An 18,723-nucleotide genomic window follows, 5' to 3' on the forward strand; every position below is an offset into this window, starting at 1 on the left:
AAAGAACTACTATGTCTATTTTTAAACAGCAAGAATCTCAGGTGCAATCGTACGCAAGAAGTTTTCCCGTGACTTTCAAACGCGCTAATGGTTGCTGGCTGACGACCAAAGATGATCAGCAATACCTTGATTTTCTTGCAGGTGCCGGTTCACTTAACTACGGCCACAATAACCCGTTGCTTAAAGACGCCTTAATCAAGTACATCAGCGATGATGGTATTGCACATGGCCTCGATATGCACAGCAGCGCCAAAGCCGATTTTCTGACCGCATTTCGTAATCATATTCTTAAGCCAAGAAACCTCGATTACAAAGTGCAGTTTACGGGCCCAACTGGCACAAACGCGGTAGAAGCTGCGTTAAAACTTGCGCGCAAGGTTACTGGGCGCCAACAAATTGTTGCTTTCACCAATGGCTTTCATGGTTGCTCTATGGGTGCATTAGCCGCGACAGGTAATCAACACCACCGTGGCGGTGCAGGCGCGCCGCTGCAGGGTATTTCACGAATCCCTTTTGAAGGTTATGCCAACATCGATGGCCTGAGCTTGTTTGAAACCATGCTTAGCGATAACTCAAGCGGCCTCGATAAGCCTGCAGCAGTGCTACTCGAAACTGTGCAGGGAGAAGGTGGCCTCAATGTGGCGTCTTCAGCTTGGTTACAACGCTTGTCTAGCATATGTAACAGGCACGATATTTTGTTGATTATTGATGATATTCAGGCAGGGTGCGGGCGCACTGGCACCTTCTTTAGCTTTGAGCCCTCAGGCATCAAACCGGATATAGTAACCTTATCCAAATCCATTTCTGGCTTTGGTCTACCCATGGCGTTGGTGCTGTTGAGTCCCGAGTTAGACATTTGGGCACCTGGTGAGCATAACGGTACTTTCCGTGGCAATAATCACGCCTTTGTCACCGCGACAGCGACCATTGAACTTTATTGGCGTAATAACCAACTTGAACAGCATATCGCTGAACGCGCCACACAGATTACACAATCTTTAGAGCAAACCTTGGCACAATACCCGCAGCTGTTTTCAGAGATCAAAGGCCGAGGCTTAATGCAAGGCATCAGTTGTCGAGAGAGCCAATTTGCCAGTGACATCAGTAAACTCTGCTTTAAAAACGGCATGATCATCGAGACAGCAGGTCCTAACGATGAAGTGGTGAAATTTTTCTGCCCACTCACCATCACGGAAGACGAGCTCACTCAAGGGCTAAGTATTTTCCAAAACGCCGTAAACCAGCTCGCTCTAACCCTGACCAAAAAAGCATCTTAAGGAAAAGTCATGATTGTAAGAACACTAAAGGATTGTCAAAACAGCGAACGACGTGTGGTATCTGAAAACTGGGAAAGCGTTCGTATGTTGCTGCGTGATGACAACATGGGCTTTTCTTTCCATATCACCACTATCTATGCGGACACAGAAACCCATATCCACTATCAAAATCACCTTGAATCGGTTTACTGCATGTCAGGTGAAGGGGAAATTGAAGTCGTGGGTGGTGAAACCTATCCCATCAAACCCGGCACACTCTACATTCTTGATAAACATGACGAGCACTACTTGCGCGCCTACAAAGACGCGCCAATGGAAATGGCTTGTGTCTTTAACCCTCCGATCACTGGTGCTGAAGTCCATGACGAGAATGGCGTGTACCCACTCGTTGACTAACCATCGGAGAAAAGGAATTTCTTAATGACGCATACCGTAGAGAAAATTGGCGGTACTTCAATGTCAGCGTTTGATGCCGTACTGGAAAACATCTTACTCAGACCGCAGTTTCATTATCAACGCATCTTTGTGGTTTCAGCCTATGGCGGTATCACCGACGCACTATTAGAGTGTAAACGCACTGGAAAGCCAGGTATTTATCAATTGGTCGCTCAGCGTAGCGACCAATGGCGGATGGCAATCAGCGATCTTCGTGAACGTATGATTCTCATCAACAATAATCTGTTTGCTGATCCACTAACCCGTGGTCGAGCGGATAAGTTCATTCGACAACGGTTAAAAAGTGCAGAAGAATGTATCGATAACATCATGAATACCTGTCGCCATGGACAGTTTTCATTACGCCTTTATTTACCGCAAATTCGAGAGTTCCTCTCTTCGATCGGTGAAGCACACAGCGCATACAACACGGTACTCAAATTGAAGTCTTTCGGTGTCAATGCACAGCTCATTGATCTTTCTGGCTGGAACGATATTCAATCAGACGGGCTAGATGAAGTGTTGGCCGATGCCTTAACTCATGTTGATTTAAACACCACGTTACCTATCGTCACTGGCTATGCCCATTGCAAAGAAGGGCTGATGAAGACCTTTGACCGCGGCTACAGTGAAATTACCTTTAGCCGCTTGGCCTGCATCACTGACGCGTCGCAGGCTATCATCCATAAAGAGTATCACCTCAGTAGTGCGGATCCACGCATTGTGGGTGCCGACCATGTGTTTCCAATGGGGAAAACGAACTTTGATGTTGCTGATCAGCTGGCGAATCTTGGGATGGAAGCCATCCATCCTAAGGCCGCCGCTGGACTACGAAATCAGGGTATTCCACTGAAGATCATGAACACTTTTGAGCCCACCCACCCAGGCACCCTGATTTCTCAAGACTTTCAGTCAGAAAAAGACAATATTCAGATCATTGCCGGTCGGAACAAGGTCTTCGCATTGCACATCTTTGATCAAGCTATGGTCGGGTCAGTGGACAACGTCAGCTTTGATGTGATGGAGATCATCACAGATAACAAAGTTCAGTTGGTCGGCAAAGAGATGAACGCAAACTCGATTACCTACTACCTCACGGGAAGTACTAGCAGCTTGAACAACGTCTTGTATAAAACGGAAAAACGCTATCCTGATGCTCGAATTAAAGGCCGGATGGTCGCCTTAATTTCCGCTATAGGCTCTTCAATCAATACGAATCAAGCATTAAGTAAGGGGATGGTGGCACTCTTAAATGCTGACATTAACCCGATTGCTGCCAATGCCTCCATGCGCAATATTAATGTGCAATTTGTGGTGGAAGATGATGATTATCAGAAGACCATTCGTGCGCTGCATCACACCTTTGTGAATCAAGGTGATATGAAAAAAATGAAAGTAGCTTAAATCATCCCCCTGCGCTTTTCGTGACCAGCATTTCCTTTCACGAAAAGCGCTATTTCCATCACTCGCTTCTTACCTCAGACTTTACTTGGCTAATGCATCCATCTTCTTCGCTATCTCATCGATACTGGCCGGATCATCAATCGTTGATGGCACAGTATAATGCTCACCATCAGCAATTTGCCGTAACACACGGCGCAATATCTTCCCTGATCGTGTTTTCGGTAAACGGTCAACCACTAACGCTTGCTTGAAGCAAGCTACTGGGCCGATCTCGTGCCGTACTTTCTGCGTCAGTTGCGTTTCAATATCACCATCATGAGAAGCATAGCCATCTTTGAGTACCACTAAACCGAGCGGAATCTGCCCTTTCAGCTCATCGTGAACACCAATGACCGCGCATTCTGCAACGGCATCATGTCCGCCAACCACTTCTTCCATCTCGCCAGTGGATAAACGATGGCCTGCCACATTAATCACATCATCAATACGCCCCATCACAAAGAGATAGCCATCTTCATCCAAATAGCCGCCATCACCGGAAACGTAATACCCCGGAAACTGACTAAAGTAGCCACTTTCGAGCCTGTCATGATTTCGCCAAACCGTCGGTAAGCAACCGGGCGGCATGGGGCGTTTAATGGCAATGTACCCTTGCTCGCCAGCGCAGCGTCTTTGTCCTGCTTCATCCAACACTGCCACTTGAAAACCTGGTATTGGCTTAGTTGCGGAGCCCGCTTTTGTTGGAAATGTGGTAATACCGAGCGGATTGCCCGCAATCGCCCATCCTGTTTCTGTCTGCCACCAATGATCGATAACAGGTCGTTGGGTATGGCTTTCGACCCAAGCTAAGGTCGGGGGATCTAAGCGCTCTCCCGCCATAAAGATATGCCTGAGAGCAGGCATCGCATATTGGGTGACCCCCTTTCCTTCTGGGTCTTCTTTCTTGATCGCACGAAATGCCGTCGGGGCTGAAAAGAGGACATTGACCTTGTGCTCATCGCAAACTCGCCAAAATGCCGCCGGATCTGGGGTCCGCACAGGTTTTCCTTCGTACAATATCGTTGTACAGCCATGAATCAGCGGCGCATAGACGATGTAAGAGTGACCGACGACCCAGCCGACATCAGAGGCCGCCCAAAAAACCTCTCCGGGTTGCAGGTTGTAGATGGCTTCCATGCTGTATTTCATTGCTACGGCGTGACCGCCATTGTCACGCACGACACCTTTTGGCTTACCTGTCGTTCCGGAGGTATAAAGAATGTAAAGCGGGTCCGTCGCCTTTACCACCACGCAAGGGTTTGGTTTAGCCGACGATAATAACGTTAACCAATCTTTGTCTCTTTCATGGGCTAAGTCAGCAAGACACGCATCGCGTTGCCAAACTACCACTGCCTCCGGTTTGCAGCGGCTGTCCATAATCGCCTTATCGACAATCGGCTTGTACGGTAAAACTCTATCTACCTCGATGCCGCAAGAGGCAGTTAACAACACTTTTGGCTCTGCATCTTCAATTCGCTGCGGCAGTTCACGCGGCGCAAAACCACCAAACACAACCGAGTGTACTGCGCCCAATCGCGCACACGCTAGCATCGCAAACACTGCCTGTGGCATCATCGGCATGTAAATAATGACACGGTCACCTTTTGTGACGCCCAGTTCAGCAAGCATGCCCGCGGTCAGGGATACGGCGTCAAGGAGGGATTGATAGGTATAACGCTGTTTCGTCTCGGTGACCGGAGAGTCATAGATCAAAGCGACTTGATCAGCTCGACCATGCTTAACGTGATAGTCCAACGCGAGATAAGCCGTATTTAGTTTTCCATCGGCAAACCAACGTTCAACACCATTTTCATCGCGACTTAAAATAGTCTGGGGAAACTGATACCAATCCAGCGCGTGTGCTTGCTGTTTCCAGAACAGTTCCGGTGAATTTGATGCTTGTAGATAGGTCTGATCATAGGTGGTGTGGCTTCCCGGTCCTCGGGGGGTACCACTATTGGATGCAGTCATGTTGCCTCCCTTCACTAAAGCAGACTTATCGCTTTGCGCGCTTTAGCACGCAAAGCGACAAGTTCACATTCAGCATTCGTGGATCAGTTAATGGTGAGCAGCGACATAAATTCATTCACTGGCATCGATTCGAGCTGCGCTTGGTCGCTGCACAATGCCATGATCTGTTCGCTACGGCCTTGAGGAAAACGTGTTTGCAAATTGCGTAAGAACTTCGCTTCTAGAACGGGGATACCTTCATCTCGACGGCGGCGATGCCCAATAGGGTATTCCACCGCCACCTTTTCTGTTGAAGAGCCATCGGTAAAGAAGACTTGTATCGCATTGGCAATGGAGCGTTTATCCGCATCCAGATAGTCGCGGGTATAACTGAGATCCTCTGCGATCACCATTTTGTCTCGAAGTTGATCTATGCGTGGATCTTGCTGATGGAAGCTGTCTTCATAATGCTCAGCCACCAAATCTCCATAGAGCAGCGGAATCGCAATCATGTACTGCAAACAGTGATCTCTATCTGCTGGGTTCGCCAAGTCCCCGACTTTTGAGATAATTCGAATCGCTGATTCGTGTGTCGTCACTTCAATGCGTTCAATATCCTCTAACCGAGTAACCACCTGATCATGTAACTGCACGGCGCACTCTACGGCGGTTTGTGCATGAAACTCTGCCGGATAGGAAATTTTGAACAGAACATTTTCCATCACATAGCTAGAAAACGCTTGGTTGACCTTAAATGCTTCGCCGTTAAACAAGACATCGTAAAAGCCCCACTGCGGCGCACTTAAAACAGACGGCAAGCCCATTTCACCTTTCATCGTTATCATCGCTAAACGCACAGCGCGCGATGTGGCATCACCCGCCGCCCATGACTTTCGAGAACCCGCATTGGGCGCATGACGATAGGTTCTTAACGCACACCCATCAACCCATGCTTGCGAAACCGCATCAATGATCTGATCACGACTGCCACCCAACATTTTGGTGACCACCGCCGTCGATGCCACACGCACTAATAAGACATGATCAAGACCGACTCGGTTATAGCTGTTTTCGAGGGCCAAGACGCCCTGGATCTCGTGCGCTTTGATCATGGCGGTTAATACGTCTCGCATGGTTAACGGCGCTTTGCCTTGCGATACGGCGACGCGACTTAAATAGTCAGCAGTTGCGAGAATCCCCCCCAAGTTATCCGAGGGATGCCCCCACTCTGCCGCAAGCCACGTGTCATTGAAGTCAAGCCAACGAATGATGCAACCGATATTGAACGCCGCCATGACCGGATCTAGCTCATGTGATGTCCCGGGCACCCGCGCGCCATTGACAACCGTCGTCCCCGGTATAATGGGGCCGAGGTGTTTAGTGCACTCGGGAAAACGCAACGCAAGCAAACCACACCCCAACGTATCCATTAAGCAATAACGCGCAGTCTGGTAGGCATCGGCAGATAGTCTCTCGTTTTCAAACACATAGTCAGCTATCTTGACGAGCAGGCTATCGGGATCTGGACGTTGATTAATGTCTACATTTGCACTCATGATTTACTCCTTTCTGTTCAGGCTTGTTTTGTTGGATGGCAGCAATCATGCCTTGCTCTCACGTTGTTCAATCGGCACCCAAGTTTGATGGTCAGGTCCGACATAATCCGCACTCGGTCGGATAATGCGGTTATTTTCACGTTGTTCGAAAATGTGTGCAGCCCACCCCGTTAAACGACTGATGACAAAAATTGGCGTGAAGAGTTTGGTCGGGATCCCGAGGTAGTGATAAGCAGAGGCATGATAGAAATCTGCATTGGGAAATAGGCCTTTCTCACGCCGCATCACCTGCTCTACCCGCTCAGACACGGTATAGAGATAGCCATCATCCGCTTCGTCGGACAACCGCTTTGACCAACCTTTAATCAGTCCATTACGCGGATCTGACTCGCTGTAAACGGCATGACCAAAGCCCATCACTTTCTCTTTATTGGTCAGCTTAGCCATAATGCCTTGTTCGGCTTCTTCCGCTGAACGCCAGTGCTCAATTAGCGCCATGGCCGCTTCATTAGCGCCGCCATGTAGTGGCCCTCGCAAACTACCGATGGCGGCGGTAATACAGGAATGCAAATCCGATAAGGTTGACGCGCACACACGCGCGGTAAAGGTAGAGGCATTAAACTCATGCTCGGCATAGAGGATCAAAGAGCAATGCATTACCTGCTTATGCAATTCACTCGTGGGTTTACCAGTCAACATCTCAAGGAAGTAGCCGCCCGTCGAGGGCTCATCACTGCGAGTTTCAATCCGTACACCATGGTGACTGAATCGATACCAATAACAGATAATGGCAGGGAACTTCGCCAGCAACGTATCGGTCATCCATAGCTGCTCATCAAAAGATGCCTCTTGCTGTAAATTACCCAAAAAGGAGCAACCCGTTCTCATCACATCCATGGGGTGCGCGTCGGCTGGAATCAGCTCCAGTACCTGTTTTAAGGCATCAGGTAAGCCGCGCAGTTGACAAAGTTGGCGCTGATAATCTCTTAGCTCAGTGAGGTTAGGTAAATGGCCTTTCAGCAATAGAAAAGCGACTTCTTCAAACTCTGCATACTGCGCTAAATCGGTAATATCGTAACCTCGATAAGTAAGGCCTGACCCCGTTTTTCCAACAGTGCAAAGTGCAGTTTCACCCGCAGACTGACCGCGTAGTCCTGCGCCTTTACCATGAACATGAGGGGTGGAATTCGCTGATACCGCTGGCATAGCTCGCTCCTTAGTGAGTCAATGTTGTCGTTGTGAGTGAGTTAATTGCTAGAGTCGCTACCAAAGAGCGCATCTAATTTTTGTTCGTATTGGTGATAGGCAAGAAAATGGTAAAGCTCCTCTCGCGTCTGCATCTGGTCGAGCACCTCGCGCTGATGGCCAAGATCATGCAAGCTTTGATAAACGTTCAAGGCCGCTTTGTTCATGGCACGAAAGGCACTTAGAGGATAGAGCACCATAGCAACACCGTTTTTTGCCAGTTCATCAGCCCCAAAAAGTGGCGTTTGACCAAATTCAGTGATATTTGCCAGCACTGGACGCTGCACCGCATCCACAAAGGCTCTGTACTGTTCGAGATCATGCATGGCTTCGGGGAAAATCATATCTGCACCCGCTTCGACACAAGCCACGGCACGCGCTATGGCGGCGTCCATCCCTTCCACAGCCAATGCATCCGTGCGCGCCATGATGACAAAATCATCACTCATTCGGCTATCTACCGCTGCTTTTATTCGGTCTACCATTTCAGCTTGCGTCACAATGGCTTTGTTTGGCCGATGGCCACACCGTTTTTGCGCTACTTGATCTTCTATATGCACGGCCGCAACGCCCGCTTGTTCCATTTGTCGAATGGTGCGCGATATATTGAGCGCTCCGCCAAACCCCGTATCAATATCCACCAATAAGGGCAGCTCTGTGGCTTGAGTGATCCTCCGTGCATCTTCCAGCACATCATTCAATGACGTCATACCTAAATCAGGCAAACCAAAAGAAGCGTTCGCCACACCCGCGCCTGATAAGTAAAGAGCCTGATGGCCAACCTGCTCCGCCATCATGGCGCAATAAGGGTTAATGGCACCGACAATTTTCAGTGGGTGATTAACGCTCACTGCCTGTCTGAAACGTTTTCCTGCTGACTTAGACATCTTGAATCATCTCCTTATGGATGTTGAAAACGCGAGGGGGCATCTGCGTTACCTATTTCCAGTTGCTGTTCAATTAAGGTCCGACTGCGCTGTATATGGCGGCGCATTAACATCTCCGCCAGTTCTCCATCTCGCTCTTCCATCGCTTGCAATATCTGTTTGTGTTCTTGCAACGCATGCTCAGGGCGAGAATGAGAACGTGGTGATTGAAAACGGTACATGCGAAGCAGTTGGTACAACTCATCGCACAGTAAGCTGATTAACTTATCGTTTCGGCTCGCTTTAATGACGCAGTAGTGAAAATCAAAATCACCTTGCTGATGAAAGTAAGAAGCACCTTCGACCTGCTCAATATGCATTTCGTGCGTTTCCAACAAGCCGCGAAGCGATGCGATCTCCTCATCACTGATGAGTTCCGCGGCCAAGCGCGCAGCCATCCCTTCTAACGCTTCCCTGACCCTGTAGATATCACAAAGCTTTGTGGAAGAGAGCGTGACAACGCGAGCACCAACATTTGGGACCCGTTCGATTAATCCCATCGCGGTCAGCTGCATGAGTACTTCACGCAATGGCCCTCGGCTAACACCAAAACGTTTTGCCATCTCAGACTCTGACAACTTCTCTCCGGGGGCGTAAACGCCGCAGACAATCGCTTCGACGACTTGACCACAGAGGTCACGCCGCTGACTCCCTTGCAGTGCTGTACTGAACACCTGTTGCATTTCCGACATCAATAAACCTCAAATTGTCGACAATATAATATTTATGGATAAAATTTAGGCTTATATAGAACAAAACTCAAACATATTGTCGACAATTTAGATTAGACATTAGTCGAACTGACTAAGAAGGCACCCTACTGACATTCCCTGTCATAGCATTTTTCTATGATTAATCCATCCCAACCAGAGCGGGATGAGCCTTATAAAATAACAGGAGAAAGACAATGGATATGACAATTGAATTAGTCACTTACAAACTGAACCAAGACATTACTGAACAAGAGCTAAGTGCTGCCAATGAGGAGTGTCAGACCTTTGTGTTAGAACAAGACGGCTTTCTTTATCGCTCAGTCAGTGTTGATCGCAATAGCAACACTTGGACAGATATTGTCTACTGGGCAACCATGGAAAATGCCCAACAAGCGGGCGAAGCTTTTATGAAAAGTGACCACACGAAAAATCTGATGCGTTGCATTGACCCAGAATCTGTCGTTATGACTCACCACCAAGTGCTGAACTCGTTTGAATCCGAAACGTGCAAAGCGTAATACTCAGTCTAACCGTTGACCCTAATGGTGCTTGCCGCCATTATGGGTCACCTTACACTCCCCACTCGAAAAGGATGTTGATACCCGAATGAATAAAGCGGAACGACTTCTTGAGCTATTGACTCACTTACGCGCCAAACGATACGCCGTCACCGCAAAACAACTGGCTGAGTGCATGGGTGTCAGTGAACGAACCATCTATCGGGATATACAATCTTTAATCAACTCTGGGGTGCCGATTGAAGGAGAAGCAGGTGTTGGCTACCTACTCGGTAAGGGTGCGCACTTGCCACCGCTCATGTTTACAGAGAAAGAGATGATTGCCCTAGAGCTCGGCATGCGTATGGTAAGAGCCTGGTCCGACAAAGAGATCGCCCAAGCGAGTCAGTCCGCTTCCCATAAGATTATGTCGGTTTTACCTGATCGATTAAAAAGACAGATTGAGGACTTTCCGCTGATTGTCCCTGACTTCTACACCGATACAGTCAGTGCCGCCCATAGCCAGCAGTTACGCAGCGCGACTGACAACAAGCAATGTATTCGCATTCACTATCACACCGAAGATGGCACACCATCGCAGCGTGTTATTCAGCCGCTGGGACAGGTGTTTTGGGGGAAAGTATGGACCTTAGTCGCTTGGTGCGAACTGCGCCAAGCTTATCGTAATTTTCGCGTTGATCGCATTGATGATCTTGCCGTTCTACCTCAGTGCTTTGAGACCTCAGACACGAAAAGCCTGAAACATTATCTCAGTCAATATGACGAACACTACTAGCGCTAGAGACTCAAGTCCCCTCAAGATGCTTGAGTCTCTAACGACAAAGCCCCTCGCTATGCAAGGGGCTCAGACTAAGACTCTAGCGTTACTTACTTGAAGGTGTATTGAAGACCAACGCCACCAGCAACATCTGAAGAAGAGTATTTACCACTAGTTTCATAGTGGAACGTACCCGAAACGCTCAGATTTTCGTTAATACCATATGCGCCGCCAAGTGCCAGTGCTTCTTTGCTACCAGAAAAACCAACGCCAACACCAACACCGAACTCACCTTCAGCGACAAATGGACGTGCATTCGTTACCGCATGCATACCAGCTCTTACGCCATCAAGCTGCTCTGCGTGGTCACGCATTTCACGAGCCATTTCTTGGAAAGAAGCTTCTAGAGAATCAATGCGAACTTGGTTATCTCCCGCGCCAATTGCTGGGATACCAAAACTTGGATCTACCGGCTCAGGACGATCTGGCGTGTTATCTGGCTGAGGACGCTCTGGCGTTACATCATCTGGCTGCGGGCGACTTGGCGTTGCGTCATCCGGTTGAGGACGCTCAACATCAGTCACAGGCAAATGTGCTGGTGGAAGTTCTGGCTGAGGGCGTTCTGGTACATTTACATCCGGAAGGTTGCCTGGTACTTGTGGCTGTGGACGCTCTGCGACGCCTGGTACGCTGTTATCAACGTCAACATCAATGCTGTTCGCCATTACACTAGTAGAAAGAAGACCCAGTACCGCTAGAGACAAAATTGACTTTTTCATACGACCTCAATTAAACACTGTTCAATATAAACAAAAATAAATACGCACAAGAAAGACCTCACTTCATCACGGTATTCATCAATATCGTGACACGTCAATTTCCCTGTGCGTTTCGATGGAGTGAATATTAATAATGAACAGTGTTTCATTCAAATTAGTAGTACTTATCAGACTGATAAGTATATCTTATTTCTCTATTTCATTCCCCACACCCATAGAAGAAACCATAAAAAAACCGCGCGGAAAACAGGCTGAAAACACAGCACCTAACACATGCCAACAACACTTCAGATCACTTTACAAATAACACGACGACTTTCTTCGACACAAGTCGCGCCGCAACAAATATTTTACACATTGGCGCCATCAATATACTCAAGCCACAGTTTGATTGATTGCGCACTTAAAGTCAGATGAAAAAAGCAACAGCGCGCTATGGTGAAAGCATGTCGTGACTTTTACTGTTTACCATTTTGAACAAACATGGCATTTGATGGTTCTCCAAAACAAAGCGGTATTGGAATCCATATATTCACTTTTATCAACGGGAAAAATTATGAAAAGGATTGAAGGCTTAGATAGCCTAAGAGGTGTACTGCTAATCTTTATGACCATAAACCATCTCATTTGGATTAGCGGTGGGTGGTCAAGGTTGCAATGGGTCACGCTGCAACCCTTAGGTCAAGTCGGGGCGGCAGAAGGGTTTATTTTTATTTCGGGTTTACTCGCGGGTTTAATATATAGTAAACCCGAGATGTCACAGGCCGACGTCACTCGAAAAGCGTGGCACCGAGCTGCAACCATTTATTTTTACCATATTGGCTGCCTCATATTGGTGTGTGCGTGGTTTATTATTGCTCCGCACTTCTTTGGAAACGCCCATGATGTTTTAGCAGCCAACTTACCGAATTTTATTGCCGCACCAGTTCAAGCTTCACTACTCAGTACCGTACTGTTAAATCGTCCTTTCTATTTCGATATCTTGCCCATTTACATTTTGTTCATGTTGGCGCTACCACTCGCGATCGCACTATTTAGAAAAGGACTTTCTTGGTTAGTGTTAGTATTGAGTTTTGGTCTCTGGGTATTAGCAAGTTACCTGCACCAAGATATGCTAAAGCCACTTTATGCCATCTTCTCAGAAGATCTTAGTGTCAGTGTCGGCTATTTTGACCCCTTCGCGTGGCAACTGCTCTTTATTGTGGGGGCGGCAATTGGATTTCGACAGCGTACTCAACCAATACATTGGTTTAAACACACCCCAGTGACTGTTGTCGTCTTCATCGCAACATTATTGTTTACGGCCGCCCATCACGGCGCATTTGCGCAGTTTGGTTTACACCAAGGCATCATGTACGCACTGGCCGATAAACCAGAGTTGGGTTGGTTACGCGTACTCAATCTCGGGTTACTGGCTTACGTCATTGGCTGGTTGATCCACCGCTTTCCTAGCTATACCCACACTGTGCCTCTCTCGCTGCTGGGCAAGCACTCGCTGCAAGTCTTTGCGTGGCAAAGTATTCTTATCTTCCTTGCCGCACCAGCGTTGACATCGATCCGTATGCAAAACAGCTATGCCTTTGTCATTTTAGCGCTCACAGCAACGCTGTTTATCCCCGCAATGCTGAGTCAACGAAAAGCCAGTCGCGGCGTAACACCGATTTTTCACTGGGGTACGGTTGCCGTAGGCCTGCTTGCTGTTTCATTGTCAGCAAAAGCGATTGAGTCAGCATTAAAACCCGCACCCGTGTCATTTGGTGACACATCATTCTCGCTGAAGGTAAAAGTAGAAAACCTCAAAGATATGGAGACAGACTTGATGGTGCTGCTCTATGCAGAACATGACAGTCTCATGGGGCCACCCTCTGCATTTGGAGGCAGTTTTTCTCCTGAAGCGGTGAGTCAAGGTGTCGAGCTGGGTAAGTTTAAATCGGCGAAGTATGCGCTATTTGTGCTGCAAGACCGGGATAAGAATAATCAACTGACGTTTTCGTCTGTCGGTATGCCCATGGAACCATTTGGCTATTCCAATAACCCCCGCCTCAATGGCCCACCAAGCATGGATGACATTGGTTTCAACCACTTAGAAGACAACACACAGACCGTCTCTCTAATACACTTCTAGGCAAGCTAATCCAAAAAAACGCCGAAGATCCCATCCTCGGCGTTTTTATTTTGTCTCACAACAGATTGCACTTAGCCTCTACGATATTTCACTGGCGTGAATAAGGTAAAACTGAGTCTGCCACTCTCATCACGTGTCAGGTTTTCAACAATCGAAACACCGGGTATATAGTAGTATTTGGATTCCCAAATATAGTGATGTAGATAGGTTTCTAACCCTTTGGCGATCTCTTGGAGACTACCCTGCCAATGAGAAACAAGACAACGGCCCTTTTCAAAGATGAGTGACGTATCCTCTTGATTGACAGGCATTTTGTCGTTATCGAGATGATCAATGTAGATACCGAACACCCCTGCGTTCTCAGCGTCTGTATCCGAGAAATAGACTCGCTCAATCATCGCATTGACTGGCGCATCAAGTAATGTAGAGAGTACCGCGGTAATGATATGAGAACCCAACTTTTGGCACTCTGAAATATCAACTTCTCTCACAAGGCGAGTCTCGTGAACTTGATTCTGTAACTGGGGTTCACCCTGCATACCTGGCGGACAAGCGACATCAGCTTCATCAAGCCAGGGGATGTAAGCCGTCACCGCGCCCGAGTCACCGCCATTCCAAATGATCGGTGGAACACCGACTCGCCCTTCTTGCTCTTTTATCCAAAGCACATAGAAATAGATAAAGAAACTCTGAATGTGGTGCCTATCAGGTAGCTCGAATTCCCATGCTTCTCGAGCGGGAACATCGACAATCACCATGTCATCAGGAACTGGCTCGCCGTCTTCAACTTGGTAAGCAATCCCCATGGGGAAAAGCCCACTGGTATAGTAATCCAGTTGCCAAAACTCCAGAACACTCAATTGCCGACAGGTCAGATTGGCCGTTTCAGGACGTTGATCGAAGCGTTGCCACATTTGATCAATCTGCCCTTCAATATCGGTGTCTTTTGAACGCGAGTTTTCGAACTGCTCAACATACACCGCCCAACGTTGTGCCGGAAAAGCCCGCTTAGTGGGTTGCATTGCACGGTAAATATCGAAGCGAGCCAACAGTTGCTCATCGATCTTTGGCAACGTAATAATTCGCGCCCACGTGTGATTGCCACGCAGATTCCTTGGCGCTACATTCGCAAAACGTCGAAACGCACGCGCAAAGGCTTCTTGTGATTCAAATCCATATTTTAATGCGATATCAAGAATACGGTACTTATCTTCCGCTACCTCTAATCCCGCTAAACTCAGGGCGCGGTACCGTTGATACTGGCCAATGGACAGGCCTGTCACTTTCTTAAAGCTGCGTTGCAGGTGCCATTTTGAGGCATAGCAGTGGGCTGCGATTTCATCTAACGAGAGGATCTCAGGCAGGCGAGATTCTATGAGCTCAGCGGCTCGTAATACTTTATTCACGTGGTGTCCATACTCACTGTCTAATACGATGCGGTTAGCGCATCTTTTCAGTCATCACCATAGGGGCGGAAAACCCCTACTAAGGTAACATAGGCAGGACATCGTTCAGTAAGCCGAGTATCGGCTCTCCTTCTTGAAGATAGTTGCCTGCTGTACTGACAATCACTGCCTCTTTTTGAGGTGAAATCACAATATATTGTTCCCCTTCGCCCTTCGCAACAATTGCTTGCGAGAATGCGGACAGACGCCAGAACTGCAAACCAAACTGTTCATTACCTGTGCCTATTTTTAGTAATGCGTCTCCCCATGCCTCCGCGAAAATCGGCTTACCTTCCCACTCACCTCTTTGCAACACCAATTGCCCCAACTTCACCATATCCGCACTGATCAGTTGCAAGCCAAAGTCGACCCCGATTTCTCGGCTACCTTGATACCTTAGCCATTGAGCACTCGTTATTCCCAGCGGCGTAAAGAGCTTCTCTTCAGCTAACTTCTCTACGGGTTTGCCATAAACTGACTCTAAGGCTTTTGCCAACAATACCGTCGATGTACCAGAGACACGCAATGTCTCACCCGGTTTATCGACAAAAGTCTGGGAGAAGATAAATTCAAGCGTACTTTCAGCGCGATTTAACTGGTTCCAAGCATGATCGAACCGCACTTTGGTTGTTGCTGATTCATCAAGGGGCAGCCCCGTACGCATATCAAGAGCATGCCTCAACGTTATTTTTCGCCAATCTCGCGGCTTGGATGGCGTAGTCGATAAATACTGGTGAAGCGGCGAGTCCAATGACTTGAACTCCCCTTCATCAATGGCAATAAAAACCAGCATGGCAATCACTGAACGAGAGATAGCATGCATGTTAAAACGACGTTCTGGTGAGCCTGATAATTGATCTGTTTTTAGCATCCCCGCCATACCCGGCGCGTCACCATAGACTTCTAAACGCGTCACTCCGCGCTGCCACACCATAAAGCAGTGTAGGTTCCCACCTTCACCACGCGCGATACGATCCGCGATAGGCTGCATAATAACGTCACTATGCCCTACCGAATCCTCGCTATGTTCCTCAGCACCGCATCCCGACAGAGTCAGTGCAATCAAAAAAATAATCCACCATGCACGCACGGTTTCTTCCCCCAGCTATGTGTGTTGACGATCAATACGCTAAATGTGGCTGAAAGAGTGTAAGGTACCTTCAACGAAACGCCTGATCTCGATGTGAGCCTCTGCTCTATTTATTATTGGTTTACTGCTAGTTACTGACAGACTTGCCAAAACTGCCGCCTTGCCGTTGCGACGTCTTTTTACTGCGTCGCTATCTCGACATTGCGGCGAATGTTCTCCTCATCGAGCTGGCAAACTCAATCGCTAAATTGAATTAGCTTATAGAGGTTAAATGTAGAACGTGTCTGTTACATATGCCCCGAAATTCACATGATCATGCTTTTATAAAACTAGTCAAACTGACTAGGAGTGACGGCAATGTAACTGAATTGTGACCATTTTCAGTGAATTTGAAGGTACTTATAACCAACTTGGCTCATAATTTCTTAAGGTAGCGAGAAGCCCGTTGAGAGAATGCGGACAAGTTAACATTTTTCGTAAACTTTGGACTCCATATCACAAATTTCCCTGTCATAATTCAACTTTTAAAAACCATAACGTGAATAAATCAGTGAAGCTTCATGCAAAAACATAATCTCGCTCAAGTTATTGCGACGCAACCTGAATAGAATAAGAGCAACTTCTGAACAGAAAGCAATCAAGTGTTATCTCTATGATTAATATGGAACAAGAATAAGACATGATTGCACTATCAGAGAGTGAATGAAGCCGCTATGATGTTACTAAATGACTTATGCAGTACTGGGTGAAATGGCACAGAACGACGACTATAGTATCGAAGCACTGAATACTCGATCCCAAGAGAGGATGATCGAACTATTTTCCGCTTCCAATGAAGGCCTATGGGAAATGAGCCCTGAAGGTCTGTGCACCTACTATACGCCTTCCTTCTATCGCATTTTCAATTTACCGATGCCACAGTCGACCCTTGAAGAATGGCAAGCATTAATTCACCCAGAAGATCGCAACTATTTTAGTAATAACGTCAATCATCAAATTGGTGATCATGTTGAGCGTTTCAAAAGCCAATATCGGGTGCGCAATCGCCATGGTGAGTATGTTTGGATCGAATCAACCGGCATTATCAAACAAGATGATGATGGCAATGTGCTTTACATGATCGGTGCCCATAGCGACATTACCCGTGAAAAGACACAACGAGACCATATTTATACACTCGCCTATCGTGACCCTCTGACGAAAACGTATAATCGCCGTAAGCTCCTAGAAAGCCTAAATAATGTCGATCTCGCCGTCACAGCGGGCGCCGTGATTTACACAAATATCAACTTCCTTAAGATCTACACCGATACCTTTGGCTACGACTCCGGTAACGATGTCATTCGTGCCGCAGCAGAAGCACTTATCAAAGTCTTTTCCGATGTGGGGGATGTCTTTAGGATTGATAACGGTGAGTTTGCCGTTTTACTCGATACCTTGTTACCCAAACAAGCTATTTCCGATCGACTTGAGGTGCTAAAGCGCCAATTTAATCTGACTCTCAAACAATATAACCACAGCTATGCTCACAACCTGATCTCCGGTGTGTGTATGCTGCCAAACCCTGAAGCTTCTGCTGAAAATGTCGTTTTTCAAGCCAAGTTTGCCATGCTCTATGCCATTAAAACGGACATGAGCTATTGCTTCTCTGATTTTGAAAACTACCGTGACGTGCAGCGTCGCCTCTTCATCGAAACCGGGATCAAATCTGCACTGGATAGGCGCGAGTTTTATATTCTCTTTCAGCCCATTGTTAGTTCGGCCAATCACAAAGTCGAGAGCTTCGAAGCACTGGTACGCTGGCGAAGTGAAAACTATGGCGAAATCTACCCTGATGAATTTATCTCTGTTGCCGAGTCCAATAAAACCATCGTTGAGCTTGGCTATTTTGTTATCGCCAAGGCATGTGAGTTTATTCGACTTTGTAAAGATCATCATGACCTCGACATTAAGGTATCGGTCAATGTCTCGGTACTGCAGCTACTTCAAGCCAAATTTGTTAAACGTGTACAGCAAACCTTAGCGCACTTTAACCTGCCCGCTAGCTGCTTGATTATCGAAATCACAGAATCGTTAATCTTAGAGTCCGAAACCTTCGCAATTGAACAGATCCATGCCCTAAGACACAACGGTTTCTCTGTCTCCCTTGATGACTTTGGCACGGGCTACTCCTCATTAGAAAGCTTTTTCAGCATCCCATTCAACCAACTTAAAATTGACCGTAAAATTATCGCAAAAGCCATGACCGAATGGGAAGTCGCCGCCTATCTATCCTCACTGGTCGATCTTTGTAAGCGCCGCAAAATTGCGGTTGTTGGTGAAGGGATTGAAACTGAAGAGATGTTAAAACAAGCCAAAGAGATAGGTATCAACTATCTCCAAGGTTACTATTTCGCAAAACCAACCAATCGTTCTAACGCGATCGAATTTGCTAATCTACACGGTGTTGAGTAATCCCGTGGGA

At 47.4% G+C, this 18,723-nt stretch carries 15 protein-coding genes; 7 read left to right on the forward strand and 8 right to left on the reverse strand.

All coding sequences use genetic code 11. The features are described 5' to 3' along the window. The first annotated feature begins 11 nt into the window (after positions 1 to 11). The 3 genes from ectB to TSUB_RS10270 are packed head-to-tail and all read left to right on the forward strand — an operon-like array spanning position 12 to position 3,116. A complete protein-coding gene (gene ectB, locus TSUB_RS10260) occupies positions 12 to 1,277 on the forward strand; it encodes a diaminobutyrate--2-oxoglutarate transaminase (RefSeq protein ID WP_087026255.1) in 1,266 nt (421 codons plus the stop codon). A gap of 9 nt (positions 1,278 to 1,286) precedes the next feature. After that, positions 1,287 to 1,673, forward strand: a complete 387-nt coding sequence (locus tag TSUB_RS10265; protein WP_087026252.1) for an ectoine synthase — start codon at positions 1,287 to 1,289, stop codon at positions 1,671 to 1,673. A gap of 24 nt (positions 1,674 to 1,697) precedes the next feature. Next, the gene (locus TSUB_RS10270; protein WP_087026249.1) at positions 1,698 to 3,116 is read left to right on the forward strand and encodes an aspartate kinase; all 1,419 of its coding nucleotides are present in this window, start codon (positions 1,698 to 1,700) and stop codon (positions 3,114 to 3,116) included. A gap of 81 nt (positions 3,117 to 3,197) precedes the next feature. Here the strand turns inward: TSUB_RS10270 and TSUB_RS10275 are convergent, their stop codons facing one another. The 5 genes from TSUB_RS10275 to TSUB_RS10295 all read right to left on the reverse strand — a co-directional run bounded on the left by TSUB_RS10275 (position 3,198) and on the right by TSUB_RS10295 (position 9,515). Then, positions 3,198 to 5,126 carry a propionyl-CoA synthetase gene (locus TSUB_RS10275; protein ID WP_087026246.1) on the reverse strand — a complete coding sequence of 643 codons (1,929 nt, stop codon included), beginning with the start codon at positions 5,124 to 5,126 and terminating at the stop codon, positions 3,198 to 3,200. An 83-nt stretch (positions 5,127 to 5,209) separates the two neighbouring features. Then, positions 5,210 to 6,661: a bifunctional 2-methylcitrate dehydratase/aconitate hydratase gene (locus tag TSUB_RS10280; protein ID WP_087026243.1), complete on the reverse strand. Its 1,452-nt coding sequence runs from the start codon at positions 6,659 to 6,661 to the stop codon at positions 5,210 to 5,212. Positions 6,662 to 6,706: 45 nt separating this feature from the next. Then, a complete protein-coding gene (gene prpC, locus TSUB_RS10285) occupies positions 6,707 to 7,867 on the reverse strand; it encodes a bifunctional 2-methylcitrate synthase/citrate synthase (protein WP_087026239.1) in 1,161 nt (386 codons plus the stop codon). A 41-nt stretch (positions 7,868 to 7,908) separates the two neighbouring features. Next, positions 7,909 to 8,793, reverse strand: coding sequence for a methylisocitrate lyase (gene prpB / locus TSUB_RS10290; protein ID WP_087026237.1), 885 nt, complete (start codon positions 8,791 to 8,793; stop codon positions 7,909 to 7,911). A 14-nt stretch (positions 8,794 to 8,807) separates the two neighbouring features. After that, entirely contained in the window at positions 8,808 to 9,515 is a 708-nt protein-coding gene (locus TSUB_RS10295; protein WP_246616459.1) for a GntR family transcriptional regulator, read from the reverse strand. Between the two features lie 224 nt (positions 9,516 to 9,739). Between TSUB_RS10295 and TSUB_RS10300 the strand changes: the two genes are divergently transcribed. Together TSUB_RS10300 and TSUB_RS10305 are read left to right on the forward strand one after the other, a co-directional pair. After that, positions 9,740 to 10,063, forward strand: coding sequence for a hypothetical protein (locus tag TSUB_RS10300; RefSeq protein WP_087026233.1), 324 nt, complete (start codon positions 9,740 to 9,742; stop codon positions 10,061 to 10,063). Positions 10,064 to 10,151: 88 nt separating this feature from the next. Next, positions 10,152 to 10,838: a helix-turn-helix transcriptional regulator gene (locus TSUB_RS10305; protein ID WP_087026229.1), complete on the forward strand. Its 687-nt coding sequence runs from the start codon at positions 10,152 to 10,154 to the stop codon at positions 10,836 to 10,838. A gap of 92 nt (positions 10,839 to 10,930) precedes the next feature. Here TSUB_RS10305 and TSUB_RS10310 read toward each other — a convergent pair whose 3' ends face one another. Further along, positions 10,931 to 11,599, reverse strand: a complete 669-nt coding sequence (locus TSUB_RS10310; protein WP_087026226.1) for a YadA-like family protein — start codon at positions 11,597 to 11,599, stop codon at positions 10,931 to 10,933. A gap of 556 nt (positions 11,600 to 12,155) precedes the next feature. On the opposite strand from TSUB_RS10310, the gene opgC reads away from it, so the two are divergent. Then, positions 12,156 to 13,724, forward strand: a complete 1,569-nt coding sequence (gene opgC / locus TSUB_RS10315; protein WP_159065050.1) for an OpgC domain-containing protein — start codon at positions 12,156 to 12,158, stop codon at positions 13,722 to 13,724. 71 nt (positions 13,725 to 13,795) lie between these two features. On the opposite strand, the gene TSUB_RS10320 is transcribed toward opgC, so the two are convergent. Both TSUB_RS10320 and TSUB_RS10325 read right to left on the reverse strand, forming a co-directional pair. Beyond that, positions 13,796 to 15,130 (reverse strand): helix-turn-helix domain-containing protein, encoded by a 1,335-nt coding sequence (locus TSUB_RS10320; protein ID WP_087026220.1) that lies wholly within the window; start codon positions 15,128 to 15,130, stop codon positions 13,796 to 13,798. A gap of 79 nt (positions 15,131 to 15,209) precedes the next feature. Next, entirely contained in the window at positions 15,210 to 16,259 is a 1,050-nt protein-coding gene (locus TSUB_RS10325) for a serine hydrolase domain-containing protein (protein ID WP_159065049.1), read from the reverse strand. A gap of 726 nt (positions 16,260 to 16,985) precedes the next feature. Here TSUB_RS10325 and TSUB_RS10330 point away from each other — a divergent pair. Then, positions 16,986 to 18,713, forward strand: coding sequence for a putative bifunctional diguanylate cyclase/phosphodiesterase (locus TSUB_RS10330; protein WP_087026214.1), 1,728 nt, complete (start codon positions 16,986 to 16,988; stop codon positions 18,711 to 18,713). Positions 18,714 to 18,723 lie beyond the last annotated feature (10 nt).

Source organism: Thaumasiovibrio subtropicus, assembly GCF_019703835.1.
Taxonomy (GTDB): Bacteria; Pseudomonadota; Gammaproteobacteria; order Enterobacterales; family Vibrionaceae; genus Thaumasiovibrio; species Thaumasiovibrio subtropicus.

Bases quoted from the DNA above. Each gene is read 5' to 3' on its own strand.
- TSUB_RS10330 (WP_087026214.1), top strand. From the start codon at position 16,986: ATGACTTATGCAGTACTGGGTGAAATGGCACAGAACGACGACTATAGT.
- TSUB_RS10280 (WP_087026243.1), bottom strand. From the start codon at position 6,661: ATGAGTGCAAATGTAGACATTAATCAACGTCCAGATCCCGATAGCCTG.
- TSUB_RS10275 (WP_087026246.1), bottom strand. From the start codon at position 5,126: ATGACTGCATCCAATAGTGGTACCCCCCGAGGACCGGGAAGCCACACC.
- ectB (WP_087026255.1), top strand. From the start codon at position 12: ATGTCTATTTTTAAACAGCAAGAATCTCAGGTGCAATCGTACGCAAGA.
- opgC (WP_159065050.1), top strand. From the start codon at position 12,156: ATGAAAAGGATTGAAGGCTTAGATAGCCTAAGAGGTGTACTGCTAATC.
- prpC (WP_087026239.1), bottom strand. From the start codon at position 7,867: ATGCCAGCGGTATCAGCGAATTCCACCCCTCATGTTCATGGTAAAGGC.
- TSUB_RS10270 (WP_087026249.1), top strand. From the start codon at position 1,698: ATGACGCATACCGTAGAGAAAATTGGCGGTACTTCAATGTCAGCGTTT.
- TSUB_RS10265 (WP_087026252.1), top strand. From the start codon at position 1,287: ATGATTGTAAGAACACTAAAGGATTGTCAAAACAGCGAACGACGTGTG.
- TSUB_RS10305 (WP_087026229.1), top strand. From the start codon at position 10,152: ATGAATAAAGCGGAACGACTTCTTGAGCTATTGACTCACTTACGCGCC.
- TSUB_RS10310 (WP_087026226.1), bottom strand. From the start codon at position 11,599: ATGAAAAAGTCAATTTTGTCTCTAGCGGTACTGGGTCTTCTTTCTACT.
- prpB (WP_087026237.1), bottom strand. From the start codon at position 8,793: ATGTCTAAGTCAGCAGGAAAACGTTTCAGACAGGCAGTGAGCGTTAAT.
- TSUB_RS10300 (WP_087026233.1), top strand. From the start codon at position 9,740: ATGGATATGACAATTGAATTAGTCACTTACAAACTGAACCAAGACATT.
- TSUB_RS10295 (WP_246616459.1), bottom strand. From the start codon at position 9,515: ATGCAACAGGTGTTCAGTACAGCACTGCAAGGGAGTCAGCGGCGTGAC.